The 15,783-nt window shown below is 43.0% G+C and carries 14 protein-coding genes; 8 read left to right on the top strand and 6 right to left on the bottom strand.

Annotated elements, in window-relative coordinates; genetic code table 11:
- Positions 1–4: 4 nt before the first annotated feature.
- The gene (locus HY064_12020) at positions 5–871 is read right to left on the bottom strand and encodes an ABC transporter permease (protein MBI3511383.1); all 867 of its coding nucleotides are present in this window, start codon (positions 869–871) and stop codon (positions 5–7) included.
- A 164-nt stretch (positions 872–1,035) separates the two neighbouring features.
- Positions 1,036–3,456: a polysaccharide biosynthesis tyrosine autokinase gene (locus tag HY064_12015; GenBank protein ID MBI3511382.1), complete on the bottom strand. Its 2,421-nt coding sequence runs from the start codon at positions 3,454–3,456 to the stop codon at positions 1,036–1,038.
- Positions 3,457–3,564: 108 nt separating this feature from the next.
- On the opposite strand from HY064_12015, the gene HY064_12010 reads away from it, so the two are divergent.
- From HY064_12010 to HY064_11990, 5 genes are read left to right on the top strand one after another with little or no spacing between them, the layout of a single operon-like run.
- Positions 3,565–6,186: a T9SS type A sorting domain-containing protein gene (locus tag HY064_12010; protein ID MBI3511381.1), complete on the top strand. Its 2,622-nt coding sequence runs from the start codon at positions 3,565–3,567 to the stop codon at positions 6,184–6,186.
- 11 nt (positions 6,187–6,197) lie between these two features.
- Positions 6,198–6,434, top strand: a complete 237-nt coding sequence (locus tag HY064_12005; protein ID MBI3511380.1) for a hypothetical protein — start codon at positions 6,198–6,200, stop codon at positions 6,432–6,434.
- Entirely contained in the window at positions 6,431–6,976 is a 546-nt protein-coding gene (locus HY064_12000; GenBank protein ID MBI3511379.1) for an archaeosortase/exosortase family protein, read from the top strand. Before HY064_12005 ends, HY064_12000 begins: the two co-directional genes overlap by 4 nt.
- Positions 6,973–7,434, top strand: a complete 462-nt coding sequence (locus HY064_11995; protein ID MBI3511378.1) for a hypothetical protein — start codon at positions 6,973–6,975, stop codon at positions 7,432–7,434. The genes HY064_12000 and HY064_11995 overlap by 4 nt, the downstream gene beginning before the upstream one ends.
- 39 nt (positions 7,435–7,473) lie before the next feature.
- Positions 7,474–8,748, top strand: coding sequence for a serine hydroxymethyltransferase (locus tag HY064_11990; protein MBI3511377.1), 1,275 nt, complete (start codon positions 7,474–7,476; stop codon positions 8,746–8,748).
- A gap of 18 nt (positions 8,749–8,766) precedes the next feature.
- On the opposite strand, the gene HY064_11985 is transcribed toward HY064_11990, so the two are convergent.
- Genes HY064_11985 through HY064_11970 form a run of 4 tightly spaced genes read right to left on the bottom strand, consistent with a single transcriptional unit; the run spans position 8,767 to position 12,547 of the window.
- A complete protein-coding gene (locus HY064_11985; protein ID MBI3511376.1) occupies positions 8,767–9,417 on the bottom strand; it encodes a hypothetical protein in 651 nt (216 codons plus the stop codon).
- A gap of 44 nt (positions 9,418–9,461) precedes the next feature.
- On the bottom strand, positions 9,462–10,181 hold the full coding sequence (locus HY064_11980; protein ID MBI3511375.1) for a hypothetical protein: 720 nt from the start codon (positions 10,179–10,181) through the stop codon (positions 9,462–9,464).
- Between the two features lie 20 nt (positions 10,182–10,201).
- Positions 10,202–11,935 (bottom strand): hypothetical protein, encoded by a 1,734-nt coding sequence (locus tag HY064_11975; GenBank protein MBI3511374.1) that lies wholly within the window; start codon positions 11,933–11,935, stop codon positions 10,202–10,204.
- Positions 11,936–11,962: 27 nt separating this feature from the next.
- On the bottom strand, positions 11,963–12,547 hold the full coding sequence (locus tag HY064_11970; GenBank protein MBI3511373.1) for a sigma-70 family RNA polymerase sigma factor: 585 nt from the start codon (positions 12,545–12,547) through the stop codon (positions 11,963–11,965).
- Positions 12,548–12,765: 218 nt separating this feature from the next.
- Here HY064_11970 and fahA point away from each other — a divergent pair, with 218 nt between their 5' ends.
- The 3 genes from fahA (at position 12,766) to HY064_11955 (ending at position 15,741) form a co-directional block, all read left to right on the top strand.
- A complete protein-coding gene (gene fahA / locus HY064_11965; protein MBI3511372.1) occupies positions 12,766–14,037 on the top strand; it encodes a fumarylacetoacetase in 1,272 nt (423 codons plus the stop codon).
- A gap of 4 nt (positions 14,038–14,041) precedes the next feature.
- Complete coding sequence (locus HY064_11960) at positions 14,042–14,845, top strand: hypothetical protein (GenBank protein ID MBI3511371.1); 804 nt, start codon at positions 14,042–14,044, stop codon at positions 14,843–14,845.
- Positions 14,846–14,985: 140 nt separating this feature from the next.
- Entirely contained in the window at positions 14,986–15,741 is a 756-nt protein-coding gene (locus tag HY064_11955) for a hypothetical protein (GenBank protein ID MBI3511370.1), read from the top strand.
- The last annotated feature ends 42 nt before the right edge of the window (positions 15,742–15,783 follow it).

Raw genomic sequence — 15,783 nt, 5'->3', positions numbered from 1 at the left:
TCATTTAGACTGTATCCATTACATTTTTTTCGACACGATTGAAAACCATAATGGAAAATAAAAGAAGTACAACGAGAATTCCACCGGCGTAACCGAGTCCCATCCAGCTCCAACTTCCGTAATCAAGAATGGAATAACGTATGCAGCGAATGATCTGCAGCAATGGATTCCATTTGAGAACACTCATGACACGAGGCCCGAACATATCAACCGGAATCACAACTGAAGAAGCATACATGAGCGCCTGGATGCCGACGCCAACGAGAAAAGTAAGATCGCGGTATTTATTGGTGATTGCGGAAATGATGAGTCCGAATGAAAGACTGTACCCGGCGAGAAGCACAATGAGCAAAGGAAGATACGCGAGGAAAATATTCGGATGTACCGGCGCTCCCTTCGCAACATAAAACACGTAGATGATGAGCAGCATCAATAACTGAACACCGAGTTTGATGAGAAAGGAAATCACAACAGAAACAGGAGTGACCAGCCGCGGAAAATAAACTTTCCCGAAAATACTTGCATTGGAAGAAAAAGTGATCGAGGTTTTATTGAGGCAATCAGAAAAATATCCCCATGGAATGACCGCTGACATAATAAAAAGTATAGGCGGCACCGGGCCTGTTTTCATTTTCACAAGGATAACGAAAACGAAGAAATACATGAGCGTATTCACGAGTGGTTGCAGCAGCATCCATACCGGGCCAAGAATAGTTTGTTTGTAAGCAGAAAGAAAATCGCGGCGAATGAGTAAGCGTATGAGGTCACGATATTGCCATACACCATGAAGATCAAGCCTGAACCAATTTGATCTCGGCTTAATTAAAATATCCCATCCGGAATTATCTTCCTGAAGTTCCGGTTTTGCCATAATTACTTTTGAAGAATTGAAAAAACAGAAATCAAAAATAAGGTTTTAATTCCAAAGGTGTTTCCCGAAGGACTTGCTCCCGCCTTTTTTCTGCATTGCCCAATCATTTTTCACAGGAAAAAATAAAAAAAAGAATTTCCTGCGGCAATAAAAAATCATTGCTTTTATTTTTCTTTTTCTTTTTTATCGCCGCCTTTGTTCACTCTCACTTTACCGGAGCCATAACTTCCGTAGCCGCCATAACTTCCATATCCGCCATAACTTCCATATCCGCCATATCCTCCCCCGTAACTTCCGTAACCATATCCATAACGATTGTAATAATATTTTGATTTTTTACGCTTCACGCCATTGAGTACGAAACCGAAATGAACACCGGGATTCATCGTGGAAATCTCATGCGCATTTTCGATGGAAGAACGGTAAGAGAATTTTGTGTTGATCACAAAAAGCATTACGGCAGCTTTACTCATAAGTACAAGCGCATCGCTGATCAATCCTACCGGCGGTGTATCGATGATGATGAATTCATAATGCTGTTTGCAATAATCGAGAATCTCATCCATTTGTTTGGAACTGATGAGTTCCGAAGGATTCGGTGGAAGCGGCCCGGATAGAATAACATCGAGATTCTCGATCCTGGTATTCATCACGCATTCCGGTATGTTGTGTTTGCCGGCGGCGATAGTTGAAATTCCTTTTTCTGCCTTAATGCCAAGCCCGGTTTGCACGCGCGGTTTGTGAAGATCAAGTTCCAGCAGCATGGTTCGTTTTCCCGATTTTGCAAGAACAGCTGCAAGATTGAGTGAGCAGAAAGTTTTTCCTTCTCCCGGATTATTCGAAGTAATAACAATAAGATGCGGGCCCGGACCGGTGGCCATGAATTGCAGGTTGGTGCGAATGGTGCGGAACGATTCTGCCATTGCAGATTTCGGATCGTGCTCCACAGCAATGGAAAGATCTTTCGATACCATATCCTTCACCACATCACCGAGGATCGGAAGTTTGGTATTGTTTTTCAATTCCTCGTACGACTCAATGCGGTAGAAGAATTGTACCCTGATAAATGCAATAATAAGACTGAGAACAAATCCTCCGATAGTGAATGAGATAATTAATTTTTTTTCATCCGGGCTTACAATTCCGGCATAACGCGGCCGTTCAATAATTTTTGTTTCCGGAATGATGCTCGCTCTTGAAATGACCGTATTCGCTCTTCGCTGCAGAAGAAAAATATACATATCCTCATTTACTTTCTGTTTCCTGGTGATATTCAGTAATCCGCGCTGCTGTTCGGGAATCTCCTGCAGCAGCCCTTCATAAAAACCAATCTGAACATCAATCGCTTTTTTATTTTCTCCCAATGCAACACGTGTATTTTTAATATAGATGAGCAAATCACGCTTGGTGGAATCGATCTGGTTTTTGAGATTCGTGATTGAAAAATTATTCGGCTTCGCAATATTCATCAGTTCATTGAGTTCTTTCTGCTTGTCGTAAAGAGCAGAAAGTGTACTGATCTGGAAATTGTCTCCTTCGAGCAGGTACGCCGATGGCGGAAGGAAAGTCGGATCTTTATCTTCAATGATATAACGCTCGAGATCGTTCAGCGTTGTTTCCTTGTATTCGATCTGTTTTTTCTGATCAAGATAATCCACATAGCGTTCAAAATAATTATCGGATTGCTTCGTGATATCGATTATGGAATTCTTCTCACGGAAACGCACCATTGTGTCTTCAATGTTATTGAGAATATTTACCACTTCATCCATCTGGCGATCGATATAGTAGATGGTATTTTTATTCACTTCCAGTTTCGAGATCACACTGTTTTCAATGTACACCTGCGATAACGTGTCAAGAAATTTTATGCCGCGTTCGGGAAGAACATCAGTGTAAGTCATCTTGAGCACATTGGTGTATTCCGGATTTTCCACTTTCAGATTCGCAAGAAAAGTTTTGATGAGAACATCCTTGTCGTGCGGTTGAATAAGATAATTTCCGGATGCACTCACCATGATGGTCTGGCCTGTTATGAAAGATCGTTTCTTGCTGATCAGGATATGCATGTGCTGATTGATGAGGTCTTCTCCGAAATTTCCTTTCACCACATAAGGTTGATCGCCTATGGTATAATCCAGCTCGTAAGTTTCTGGCGACAATAACTTGAATTTCATCTGCTGCTCATAAAGCGCAGGATTCAGTGTAAAGGTTTTTACAGAAAAAGGTACACCGGAATAAACTTCAGTAGTACGCAGCCGTCCCACCAGGAAATAGGATACATCAAAATCAAGCCGGTCGAGCGTTTTTTCAATGAGATCCTGAGACTGGATTACGCGGATCTCATTCGAGTTATCAACATAGGTTTTATAGGTGTTACCGTAGAATTTATTATCAGTAATAAGACTATTTGTATTGTAATCGTCGTTGGATTTCAGTAGCAACTGGGTGGTAACCGAATAGACCTTGCTTAACTTATAAACATATAATTTACCGACCCCATAAAGAATTCCGCTCAGTAAAATAACCAGCCACCAATTTTTACGTACAACAGGTAAGAATTTCCGCAGATCGGAAATTGACATAGCTCCCTTTTCTCGATTATCCTCTCTCATATTTCACCCAAAAGTATGAAAATGAGAGATATTATATTAGAAATTCTTACATTTGAACATACAAAATACCCACCCCGCATGAAACGACTTTACCTCCTTTTCGCGGCTATTTTTCTGGCATCGCTCTCAAGAGCGGCTACCTTTACTTCTATAGCCAGTTCTTCATGGACAACACCAGCCACCTGGAGTGTAGTTGGTGTAGATGCTGACGGAATTCCGGATAATAATGATGTGGTGAATATTGCGGGTGGATTTACTGTGAATATGACGACCGCAGCGGCGTGTCAAACACTTAATATTAATCTCGGATCTACTCTTACCTGCGCAAATTACTCGCTTCTTATTTATGGCGACTTCACAAAAAACGGCGGACTCGGTAGTGCAGGAAGTATCCAGTTTTTCGCAGCAGGAACTGTTACCTCTTCTACTTTGATCTCCAGCAATACAATTTATTTCTATCAGAACTATACGATCGCTGCCGGCACAGTGCTCATCGCTCAATCACTCATCAACATTACCAGTAACAGGATCATCAACAATAGCGGAAGTGTTACCTGTAATTCAAATGTTCAGATCAATTCAGGAGCTACATGGAATAACCTGAATGGTTCTTCACTTACAATGTCGGGATATGCATCAACAGGGACACTCAATGCATCTGCAGCAACCAATACTGTAACTTATCAGAAAGGGTATACTACAATTGTGGGAGGTGCGCAGGCAACTTATTATAATCTTGTTCTGAATACCGCCGCTGCTCAAACAAAAACTTTGTCTGGTGCCCTCACTGTTAATAATGATCTTACCATCAATGCTCTTGTTACTTTGAATTGCAATAATTTCGACGTCACCATTGGCAGAAATTGGAATAACAATGCAAACCTCACTTGTACCAATATGGCAACGGCTACATTCAATGGTGGCGGAGCGCAAAGTATTACCCGCGCATCAACGGAAATCATGAAAAATCTCGTTGTAAACAAAGCTGCCGGAACACTCACACTCGCAACGCCACTAACACTGAATGGAAATTTTACGATCACTGCAGGAACATTTGATGTGAGTGCAGCAAATTTTTTATTGACAATAAAAGGAAACTTTACAAATACGGCCGGAACATTCACCGGGAGATCGGGAACTGTTACGTTTGCCGGCGCTGCTGCTCAAACCATAAGCGGAGCCGTTACTCCTACATTTTTTGATGTGACTTCTTCCAATACACTGGGTGGAGTTTCCGTTACAGGAACAATTATTATTTCTGATATTCTCACTGTAAATACGCAATCATTCGGTACAGGCGGCGCTGGTACAATTATTCTTCCAGCTACCGCGGCAACAACTTGTGCGAAAATCGGAGTTGTCGGAGGTTCGTTGGTTGGTGCGGGATGGAGCGCGCAAGCTTACATTGATGGCCCTGCTACCGGTTATTGGCAATTCCTTGGCTCACCAATTAATGGATCTACTCTTGACGATTGGGATAGCGATGCAAGATTTTATATGAGCGGTGTTGGTGGCAATGATGGCAATGCATGCTGTCCTGTTTTTTATTCTGTTAGAACTTATGACGAGCCTTCAGGAACATGGGTGAATGTTACGACAACAGCAACTGCTCTCACTGCCGGAGAAGGATTCATGTGCTGGATGGCTGATGATATGTCAACTCTTACCGCTCCTCTTGTTTTTGATACTAAAGGAACACCAAGCTTTGGCAATAAAAGTATTGCTGTCACTGCCGGCGGTGTGGGTGGTGGTTATAATCTTGTCAGCAATCCTTATGGATGTCCTATCACTTACGCAACTGTTGTTGCTGCTTCAGGAAATCTCAATCCGAATTTTTACATTCTCCAGGAAAACGGAAGTTATGTTGCAAATCCGAATGGAGGCGTAATTGCCGGGACACAAGGATTCATGTGTCTTGCTACTGCAGGAGGAAATGTAAATTTTACAGAAGCAGCAAAAAATACAGCAGCAAATCCAAATATTATCCGTCTGGCCGATCCGGAAAATTTTGTACGCATTCGTCTTACTAATGATGTAAACGGACTCGGAGGAGAATCAGTTGTAAGTTTTCAACCCGACGCGCTCAATACTTTTGATGTGCGTGAAGACATGCCTTTCCTCGCAAGTCCGTATGATGATGCTTCGCTGATATGGACATCAGATGCTTCTGCAACGAAAATTATGCTGAATACAATGAATACCGATCAGAATTCAGTGAGCATTCCATTGGTGATCAAATCTGCACTTCCGGGAAATCAAATAATTTCTTTTTCGGGAATAGATCATGTAACAGCATACTCCTGCGCCTGGCTTGAAGATCCTTCAAATGGAAAACGAATAGATCTCGCTCAGAATTCATCTTATTCTTTCCTTGCAGAGCCCGGCGAAGAACGTAACCTGATACTTCATTTTGACAAAAAAGGAACATGCCCTCTGGATGAACAGAATATTGCGCAGGCACTCGATGGAAATTGTACTGTTTTCAATAGCAACGGAAATCTGAAAGCTTCGTTCTTCTTCGATCAGCAAACTGATGTAACGATCTCTATTTATGATGTGGAAGGCAAAGAAATTTCTGCGCCAAAACAATTCACCGTTACCAGCGAAACAGTTTCACTGGAGAATCCTTATGCGCACGGAGTTTATTTCGTGAAGATCACACAAGGCGAACAGGTCGTCACTAAAAAGATATTCTATTAAGCGAACCAATTATGAAATTCAACCGGAACATTTTCTTCCTTCTTTTTGTGCTTTGCGTTATTGTATTTGCGCAAACAGCGCATGCGCAACCACCACCACCTCCTCCTGTCGGCGGGCCTCCATGCTGGCCTCCTCCGTGCGTTCCTGTAAATGGCGGGATTTATTATGCTCTTGCTGCGGCAATTATTTTCGGCGCCGCAATGGTATACCGCTCATTCAAACTTCGCGGCGCTTCTGAAAGGGCATGAATCTGAAAATTCCCGAAAGCAGAACGCTTCGGTTCATCGGAATATTTATCGCTTTGTTTTTGGTGTGGATGATGATCTACGAATGGGTCATTCATCCCTGGGGTAAACTCGACCGGCTCGTGATCAACGATAATTCTCTCTGGTCACTTTTTATTCTCAGCAAACTCGGCTTTCATACTTTTATTGGAAATAATCCGACGATAAGGACCATCGGCATCGACGGAACACACGGATTATGGATCGGTGATCCTTGCGATGGAATAACACTCTTCGCCTTATTCACTTTCTTCATAGCGGCCTATCCGGGAAAATGGATTTATAAATTATTCTACATCCCGGCAGGTATCACGGTCATTCATTTTCTGAATATTTTCCGGATCGTACTGCTCTGCATCATTGTAAAAAATCATCCATCGTGGCTGGAATTCAATCACACTTATCTTTTCCAGATACTGATGTATGGAATTATTTTTTTTATGTGGTATTACTGGATAAAAAAATTCAGTGATCCCGGCGGTTTACAGAACTACAGCAAGCCATGAGAAAAAAAATCGCCGGCGGCCTGCTTATCCTGCTCTACATTGTGACCGGGTTCCTTCGTGAATTCATTTTTGTGAATATCAATGAGCAGAGCCGGGTTACTTATTATCATGACGCCGATTCGCACGTTTCTCCTTCCCTGCATTTTCTTTCGGGATGGAGTTACGCTGCTCTTTATTATTCCAAGTGGCTGCTCACCGTTTTATTTGCGATCGTCTTTGCGCTCCTTGCAGCAATCACGGTGAAGACTATTTTCAATGAAAGAGAAAAGATCCGTATTACACTCATCAGTTACGGGATAATTTTCATTCTTGGTTCTTTATTCTACCTCGCCGGTTCATTGACAGGCATGATCGATTCTACTTACAATATTGCGCGCTTTCTCGCCGGGCTAACGGAAACGCCGGCCTTACTTGTGATCTTAATTGCATCCTTCCTCGTTCTCCGAAAAAGTGAATGATTTATTTACTTTTGTCCACACTAATTTCAGTATCGCATCATGAAAAAAGATACCGCCATTTTCGACATCATCAAAAAAGAACTGCATCGCCAGACCAGTGGAATTGAACTGATCGCGTCTGAGAATTTTGTTAGTGACCAGGTCATGAAAGCGATGGGATCTGTGCTCACCAATAAATATGCAGAAGGACTTCCGGGAAAAAGATATTATGGCGGATGCGAATTTGTTGACCTTAGCGAACAGCTTGCCATTGACCGCGCAAAATCTCTTTTCAATGCACAATGGGTGAATGTGCAACCGCATTCCGGCGCACAGGCGAACGCTTCTGTGATGCTTGCCGTTTTAAAACCAGGCGATACAATCCTCGGTTTCGATCTTTCGCACGGCGGACATCTTACGCATGGATCTGCTGTGAATTTTTCCGGCAAACTTTATCGCCCTACATTTTATGGAGTGGAAAAAGAAACCGGGATGATCAATTATGATAACGTTGAAAAAACTGCGAACGCTGAAAAACCAAAACTCATTATCTGCGGCGCCTCTGCGTACTCACGCGATTGGGACTACGCGCGCCTGAGAAAAATTGCGGATTCAGTTGGCGCGCTACTCATGGCCGACATCGCACATCCTGCAGGATTGATAGCGCGGGGAATTCTCAACGATCCGGTTCCGCATTGCCACATCATTACGACAACAACACACAAAACACTTCGCGGACCGAGAGGAGGAATGATTTTCATGGGAAAAGATTTTGAAAATCCCTGGGGACTTAAAACACCGAAAGGAGAAATAAAAATGATGTCGGCACTACTCGACGCTGCTGTTTTTCCCGGAACACAGGGTGGGCCGCTCGAACATGTGATCGCTGCAAAAGCAGTTTCTTTCCATGAAGCGCTGAGCGATGGTTTTCTCCGTTACGCGGTGCAAGTGGTGAAGAATGCGGCGCTGCTTGCTGATGAATTTGTTGCACGCGGTTATCATGTGATCTCCGGCGGAACTGAAAATCATTGCATGCTCATCGATCTTCGTTCAAAAAATATTACGGGTAAAGAAGCAGAGAATGCGCTGGTGAAAGCCGATATAACGGTGAACAAGAACATGGTTCCTTTCGATGACAAATCTCCATTCGTCACATCAGGCATCCGCGTGGGCACGCCTGCGATCACTACGCGCGGAATAAAAGAAAAACAGATCCCGAAGATCGCGGAACTCATTGATGAAGTAGTGATGAATCACACCAGCGAAAAAAAGATAGCGAATGTGAAGAAGGAAGTGAATAAGATGATGAAGAAATACAAATTATTCGCCTGGTAATTTTTCCTGCATTTTTTTTCAGTGATCTATCACTTCGAGCGGTTTCATTCTTCCCGCGCCCGCATCGCGCGCGTAAACAGTGATGAGCAGGTAACTCGGAATATTCTTTGTGCGTAATTTTCTTCTCTTCTTTTTTGTATAGCGCGCCGGATACCAGTAACTGCATTTACGCATCCTGTCGAAAGATTTTTTTTCGAATGCGATCGTTGTACTGTCCGCAATTTTCCACGGCATCAGTTTTATTCCTGCCAAACCATTCTCATCGATCTGCACGGCAAACTGCGCACTGTCGAATCGCACGGTATCGCTCCAGGAAAAACCATAATGCATCGGCAGGAGAAATGTATTCCAGTTGAAACTGTCATTATTCAATGAGCCATGTTCGCGCAACACCGCAAGCATTTCCGCGTTCATGAATGAAGAATCGACATTCACCGGCGACGGAGGAAGAATTCCTCTTGCAGAATCAGACAGCACAATTTCATTGCGTGAAATTTTATCGACGTGGGTTGCTACGCCATATTCGCCATAATCATAATTAATGGAAACTGTGTAAGCCACAGGGATGAGCGGTCGGCGCACAACAATAATTCCTTCCGGAATTGAATCCTGTGCGATCACATCCGCCAAACTGAAAAAAATAAAAATGAAAAGTAAAAGTTTTCTCACCAGATGAAATTAAGAATTAAATGAACGGGGAGAATTGATTTTTTTTATTGCTTCGAAAGATTCCGCTGCAGAAAAGCTTTTTGTTCTTCATCGGAAGCAGGACAGTTAAGCGGAATATCGAACGGGGAAAAAACAGCGCGGGTATTTTTCTGATCGGTGGTAAGCGGCATGGAAGAAACAATGATCGCCATTCGGCAACAATAATTTTCTGCAACGAATTCCGATGGCTTCATCAATTGTTTCGGCGTATCGAATCCTCCCGCAGTTCCCCATTGCTGCCCTTCAAGACTTACAGTGAGTGCGCCGAGTTCCGCCACCAATTCATTATTCATATTTCCTGTATTCACCGTATCGGGATCAGCGTACTGGATTTTTCCGTTCTTCGAGATCCACACATCAACATACATCGTATCAACCGCAGGAGTATCGTTCGCAGGAAAACTGAAAGCAAGATTCAAACCGATGTAACGGGAAATATTTGTGGTCTCGCGCGGATATTCTCTTTTTAGATCGGGACCGTAAAAAAGAGAATCGTAAACCGGCACACGTTGCAGTTGCACATCACCATTGTAATTCACGCTGCGTTCGCCCCACGCTACTTTAGAAAGTTGTAATGAATATTCTACTTTCACATACGGCGTACAGGTGGCTTTGCGAATGTGAATGACTCCCTGTGGAATTTCTTTTTTTGCCGTGTCGGGTTGCGATGAACTATTCAGCGATGAAAATATTCCGAGGACGAATATGGCCGCAACTTTATTCATGATGATAATTCAACGCGAGTTCACTGTCTTTTTGTATGAATGCCGAAGAAATTCTTCATCTCATCGGGCGAAGCGAATGAACGGAGAACCGGTTTCATTACAAATGTTGCAGATGCCTGTCCACGTACATTTTTGAACTGATCGTCATCGGCCGTGTACAACATTCCGTTTTTCACTCCCCATAGCATATTGGAAGAATTGGAATCAAAAGTGAAATTCGCAACAGGATTTCCGCCGTAAGAATACAAACCGAAATGATGGCGATCTACGAGATAAAGACTTGTGAGATCATTCATCGCTTTTCCATCGGCATCTTTCATCGCGAGCACCACGCGCGTATTGCCCGGGTAATCGCCTGCGCAATCGCAATTGTAAATTCCGAAATTACTGATCGTGAAAACGCGCATGAAATTATCCGTCACTTCCACATTCACCGCATCATTCACATGCGAAGAAACAAGATAAGCAAGGCCTCCATTGTTCACTGCTATCTCGTAATTACTTCTTGCTGTTTGTTCTGCTTTATCACGTTTTGCAAGTGCGTCGGAATATTGCTGGTAAAGTTTATCGTACTCCTTTGTTGCATTTTCGAGACCGGTCCCTTCGTACGATGGATACACGTCGAGTTTCAGAACAGTAGTTCCTTTTTTAAGCGTGAGAATATATTTTCCTTCTTCCGTTCCTTTTGAAATTTTAAAATCTTCCCATTGTATGTCGTACGCTTTCGTGTCAAAATTTTCTTTCGATTCATCCACCGTCCAGATCACATCTTTGTAAGCGAGAATTTCAGGAAATTCTCTCGGATCGCAATCAATGGGGAAACGATGTTTTGTTTTATCAGCGTGAATGGGAACTCTGGGCTGCGCGGGAACTGCATTCATCCGGTAAGATTCTGCAATTCCATCATCGCGCTGGGTTTGCAACGCCGAAAGTTTTGCCTGGTCATCTTTTTCCTTTTGCGCTTTCTGTTTCGGTGTGAGTTGCGAAGCGGAAACCGGTTGTTGCACATTATTTTTTCCTTTGAATATCCAATTGCCTGCTGTAGTATCAAAAAGATAAACGCTGAATTTAGAATCGGAATTCTCCGAAGCGAACTGGATCTGCACATTTTTATTTTTATCGAGATAAACAGGAGTTCCGTTCATCGACGCTGTGACTTCCATCATCCCTGCCGATTCGAACTGGAAAGTTTTTCCGGCAGAATCATATTGCATTGGAATGCCCGCAAGAAAAACATCTACAGGATCGTGGAATTCCCGGTAATGAATATCCACATTCCCATTCACCGATTTTCCATTCGCATCCACGAAAGCATTCTCCGGGAAAATAAGTTTCGATCCCGAATTATAAGTCACGGTGCCGCCTTTCGCAGAACTGATTTTGAAATCGGTGAAAGAAATATTCATGCCTTTAAGCGGAGGCGCAATCTTTCTTTTCTGCGGAACGATCGTGTTCGAAGTATTCGTCATTTGCCCCGGCGTTCTCGTATTCGCGGACTGCAACGATGAATTTGTTGCAGCAGGAGAATTATTTTTTTCCGGTTGATTTTTTTCGAGGAGAACAACGGTCATGGAAACAGCGATCACCGCAGTGACGGCCGATCCGGCAAACCATCCTTTTTTCCAGAATGGTTTCTTCCCCGGTTTAAGCGGCGAAGCGTTGTATTGCTTCATCAGGCCGTCGAAATTTCTCTTCGAAAGAATTTCATCTGACGAAGGTTTCTGGCGGTCGATGTTGACTTTATATTTTTTCATGACGCGTAATGCGGGTAAAAAGGTGCATTAGTCCCTGGTTTTTGGTTTTCCGGTGATGATCTTTTTTAATTTTTCAAGTATGCGGTACGTTTTCACTTTTGCATTGTTCTCTGTTATTCCGAAAATTTCTGCGATCTCTTTGAATGCTCTCTTCTCAAAAAATCTCATTTCTATGAACTGCATATCTTCCTCTTCGAGTTCGAGCACTGCTTCTTTCAGAATTCCGATGTAGGCGCCGTATTTATCTTCTTCCATTTCCTCCGCCATGTCGCCCAATAAAACGGTTTCAATATTCACCGTGCGCTGCGCCTGCTGCTGACGAAAAACCGTGTACACTTCACTCTTTGCTATGCGATACAACCACGATGCGAACGGCACACCTTTGAATTCATATTTGTGAAGATTCAACATTGCTTTCAGAAAAACATTCGATGTAACATCATGTGCTGCTTCTTTATCATCCATCCGTTGCCACACGAACAGAAAAATTCTCTCGTAATACTTATTATACAACGCCTGGAAACGCGACGGTTCCTTTTTTGCTTCCTCCACCAGCACCTGCTCGTTGAGCATGTCCTCCCTGGTAGCGTGGTACTTCGAGACAACCTCCATAACCGAAGGATTAATTGTAACTGACCGCATGCAATTCCTTTGATTTGATACTATAACGAATCAGCAATGGAAAGATACAGGTTTTATTGTAATAATTTGGTAAACAAGTGCTTAAGAAACCCAATAATAGAATTTTTCATTCGCATCTCCCTCTGAAAAAACAGGGTTTTCACACGTGTCGCCGATGGATGTTATCTTTGATTCCCAATTGAAAAAGTATGTCTAAAGCAAATGATCCGGATCTGAAAAGCTGGGTGAAGGTTGAGAAAAATTCAGATTTCCCGATACAGAATCTTCCGTTCGGAATTTTTCAAACTTCACAGCGGAGTCCGCGCGCAGGTGTAGCGATCGGTGATTTCATTCTCGATCTTTCTGTTGTGGCCGAATTCGGTTATTTCGATGCAATTGCTTTTGATAAAAAAGTTTTTTCTTCTTCTTCGCTCAATAATTTTATTTCGCTCGGAAAAAATATCACAAACAAAGTGCGCGAGCGCGTTTCGGAATTGCTCGACATTAAAAGTAAAAGTCTGCAGTCACAGGTTGCAGCAAGAGAAAAATGTCTTGTGCCGATGAATGATGTAACCCTGCTCCTGCCCGTTCATATTCCGGATTACACCGATTTTTATTCGAGCATCGATCATGCAACGAACATGGGAAAAATGTTCCGCGATCCCGCGAATGCTTTGCTTCCTAACTGGAAACATATTCCTGTCGGTTATCACGGCCGCGCTTCTTCCATTGTAGTTTCCGGAAAAAATTTTCATCGCCCGCACGGACAATTGAAACCTGCCGATGCAGAAGTTCCGATTTACGGCGAAACAAAATTGCTTGACTTCGAACTGGAAACGGCTTTTGTCATTGGTAAAGCAACTGAAATGGGCGACACGATCTCCACCGAAAATGCAGATGAATATATTTTCGGAATGGTACTTTTCAACGACTGGAGTGCGCGCGATATTCAATCGTGGGAATATGTTCCGCTCGGGCCTTTTCTTGCAAAAAATTTCTGTTCGGTAATGTCGCCGTGGATCGTTACGCTTGAAGCGCTCGAACCTTTCCGCACAAAAGGATATGAGCAGGAACCGAAAGTTCTTCCTTACCTCGAATACAGCGGCGAAAAAAATATTGACATTCAGCTTGAAGTTTCAATTGCCAATGAAAAAAATGAAGAAAATATAGTTTGTCATTCGAATTTCAAATACATGTACTGGACCATGGAGCAGCAGCTTGCTCATCACACCGTGAATGGCTGCAACATGAATGTCGGCGATCTTCTCGCATCTGGAACGATCAGCGGGCCCGAAGAAGGAAGTTTCGGTTCTATGATGGAAATTACATGGCGGGGAACCAAGCCGGTGAAAATGAAAGATGGTTCGGAAAGAAAATTCATTAATGACGGCGACAGTGTCATCCTGCGCGGGTACGCGGAAAAAAATGGAGTGCGCATAGGGTTCGGAGAATGCAGATCAAAAGTTTTACCGGCGAAATAATACCATGAAAAATATTTTTTTTCTTTTTGCCTTTCCTTTTTTTCTCATGGCGTGTTCGGGCGATGAAAAAAAAACGAACACTCCCGATTCCGCCAAAGACAGTATCGGTAAGATCACTTTGCAAACCGACTCGGGGAAAATGGTGGTGGCAACTAAAAATGGTGTGAAGGATGGAAATGCAGTGCTGTATTTTCCCGATGGGAAAGTGAAACAGAAAGGAATGTTTCTTGAAGGCAAAGTCGCGGGCGCGTGGGTGACGTATGATGAAAATGGAAATGCAATCAAAGCAGAACATATTTCGAATGGAAAAGTGCTGCACGAATTGGATGTAAATGATTTTAATTTCCGCGATTACAGGAACGAGAAAATGGGAATAAGTTTCAATGTTCCAAAAGCGTGGAAAGAAATTGAATCGCCGAATGGCGCGCTGCTTGTTTCATTTGAAAAAGAGCTGAACGATACGAGCGTGAAGATGAAACCGAATTTCAATGTGGCGATGGCGGTTTTGCAACCCGGTGATGATCTTGCCTCTTTAGCGCAAATGCAGATCCAGGTGCTGCATGAGAATATGGGCAGAGTGGAAATTGTGAATGAAGAAAAAATGCGAATCGATTCCTGCGATGCTTTCCGGCGTTATGGAATGTACTACGATGAACAGGAGAAAGTCGGTTTTCTGAATCTCATTATTATTTCCGGAAAAAATGTGTGGTTCTTCAGTTGCGATGCGCAGAATAATTCTGATGCCGAATTCCTCAAGTACCAGGGCGTGTTCGAAGCTATTGTCGAAAGTTTTCACCGGTTGAATTAAGGGAGAAATGAGTCTGTAGATTGAACATGGTCATGAGTATTGAGTAATGAGTAATATGAATGAGTTTGGAAATTTCAAAAGTTTCCATTATTCCGTGAACCTTTGATGAAGTTTACGCGTAGAATGTCAAGCTGCACGCCATGCTGAAAAAAATATTCCTGTTTTTCTTCCTGTTAATTTTTCAATCATCTGTTCATTCGCAGAAGTACACGGCTTTCATTAAAGCGCACGGTGTGGAGGGACTCAACAAAAGTCTCGCGATGGGCGGAATTGAAGCAGGCCACCGCAGAATTGTTTTTGATATTGATGCAGGTTTCGGAAAAGGAAAAGACGATGAATCAATTTCTGCTTCGGAACTCAGTGATCAGAAAAAATTAGAACACATTAACGCAAGTCTCACTTTCGATCCTGAACCTGTTCCTGCCAATTCTCACATTGAATCGTGCAACACATTTTACAAAACCATACAGGGGAGAATTGGTTTCACCGTTTACCTGCGCAGGAACGACACGCTCGGGCGTCACCCGTTCACAGGCCCGCATATAGGCGCGCAATTTGTTTTTGCCAACACCATAGAAATGCAGGATGTGATTTATCGCTCCGATGATGAACTCACTGCTTATTCATTCAGTCAAACGAATAATCTCACGGAGATCGGCGCGGCTACTCACATTGGCTGGCAATTCGCATTTTTCAAAGAGCATTTGTATTTTGATTTACGTGCTGTGATCCCGTTTTATTATCCGTTCACTTCATTGCCGAATGTGAATAGTCCATTCGTCGGAAATAAATGGGAAGCACAGGCAAGTATTGGCTGGCATTTTTATCGCGCAGCAAAAACGAAAGAGGAGAAGACGAAGGATGGAGGAACAGGAAAAGTGCGCGGAGGAATTTGAAATTATTTCTTTCATCCTCACCCCATTCTCCATTCTTATTTC

Source organism: Bacteroidota bacterium, from assembly GCA_016194975.1.
GTDB lineage: Bacteria > Bacteroidota > Bacteroidia > Palsa-965 > Palsa-965.
Note: the sequence above shows the minus strand (reverse complement) of the source record. Positions and strands in the feature narration are given on the sequence as shown.

What these genes read in the sequence shown, in the direction of transcription:
- HY064_12020 (MBI3511383.1), bottom strand. Translation starts at nt 871, where the DNA reads ATGGCAAAACCGGAACTTCAGGAAGATAATTCCGGATGGGATATTTTA.
- HY064_12015 (MBI3511382.1), bottom strand. Translation starts at nt 3,456, where the DNA reads ATGTCAATTTCCGATCTGCGGAAATTCTTACCTGTTGTACGTAAAAAT.
- HY064_12010 (MBI3511381.1), top strand. Translation starts at nt 3,565, where the DNA reads ATGAAACGACTTTACCTCCTTTTCGCGGCTATTTTTCTGGCATCGCTC.
- HY064_12005 (MBI3511380.1), top strand. Translation starts at nt 6,198, where the DNA reads ATGAAATTCAACCGGAACATTTTCTTCCTTCTTTTTGTGCTTTGCGTT.
- HY064_12000 (MBI3511379.1), top strand. Translation starts at nt 6,431, where the DNA reads ATGAATCTGAAAATTCCCGAAAGCAGAACGCTTCGGTTCATCGGAATA.
- HY064_11995 (MBI3511378.1), top strand. Translation starts at nt 6,973, where the DNA reads ATGAGAAAAAAAATCGCCGGCGGCCTGCTTATCCTGCTCTACATTGTG.
- HY064_11990 (MBI3511377.1), top strand. Translation starts at nt 7,474, where the DNA reads ATGAAAAAAGATACCGCCATTTTCGACATCATCAAAAAAGAACTGCAT.
- HY064_11980 (MBI3511375.1), bottom strand. Translation starts at nt 10,181, where the DNA reads ATGAATAAAGTTGCGGCCATATTCGTCCTCGGAATATTTTCATCGCTG.
- HY064_11975 (MBI3511374.1), bottom strand. Translation starts at nt 11,935, where the DNA reads ATGAAAAAATATAAAGTCAACATCGACCGCCAGAAACCTTCGTCAGAT.
- HY064_11970 (MBI3511373.1), bottom strand. Translation starts at nt 12,547, where the DNA reads ATGGAGGTTGTCTCGAAGTACCACGCTACCAGGGAGGACATGCTCAAC.
- fahA (MBI3511372.1), top strand. Translation starts at nt 12,766, where the DNA reads ATGTCTAAAGCAAATGATCCGGATCTGAAAAGCTGGGTGAAGGTTGAG.
- HY064_11960 (MBI3511371.1), top strand. Translation starts at nt 14,042, where the DNA reads ATGAAAAATATTTTTTTTCTTTTTGCCTTTCCTTTTTTTCTCATGGCG.
- HY064_11955 (MBI3511370.1), top strand. Translation starts at nt 14,986, where the DNA reads ATGCTGAAAAAAATATTCCTGTTTTTCTTCCTGTTAATTTTTCAATCA.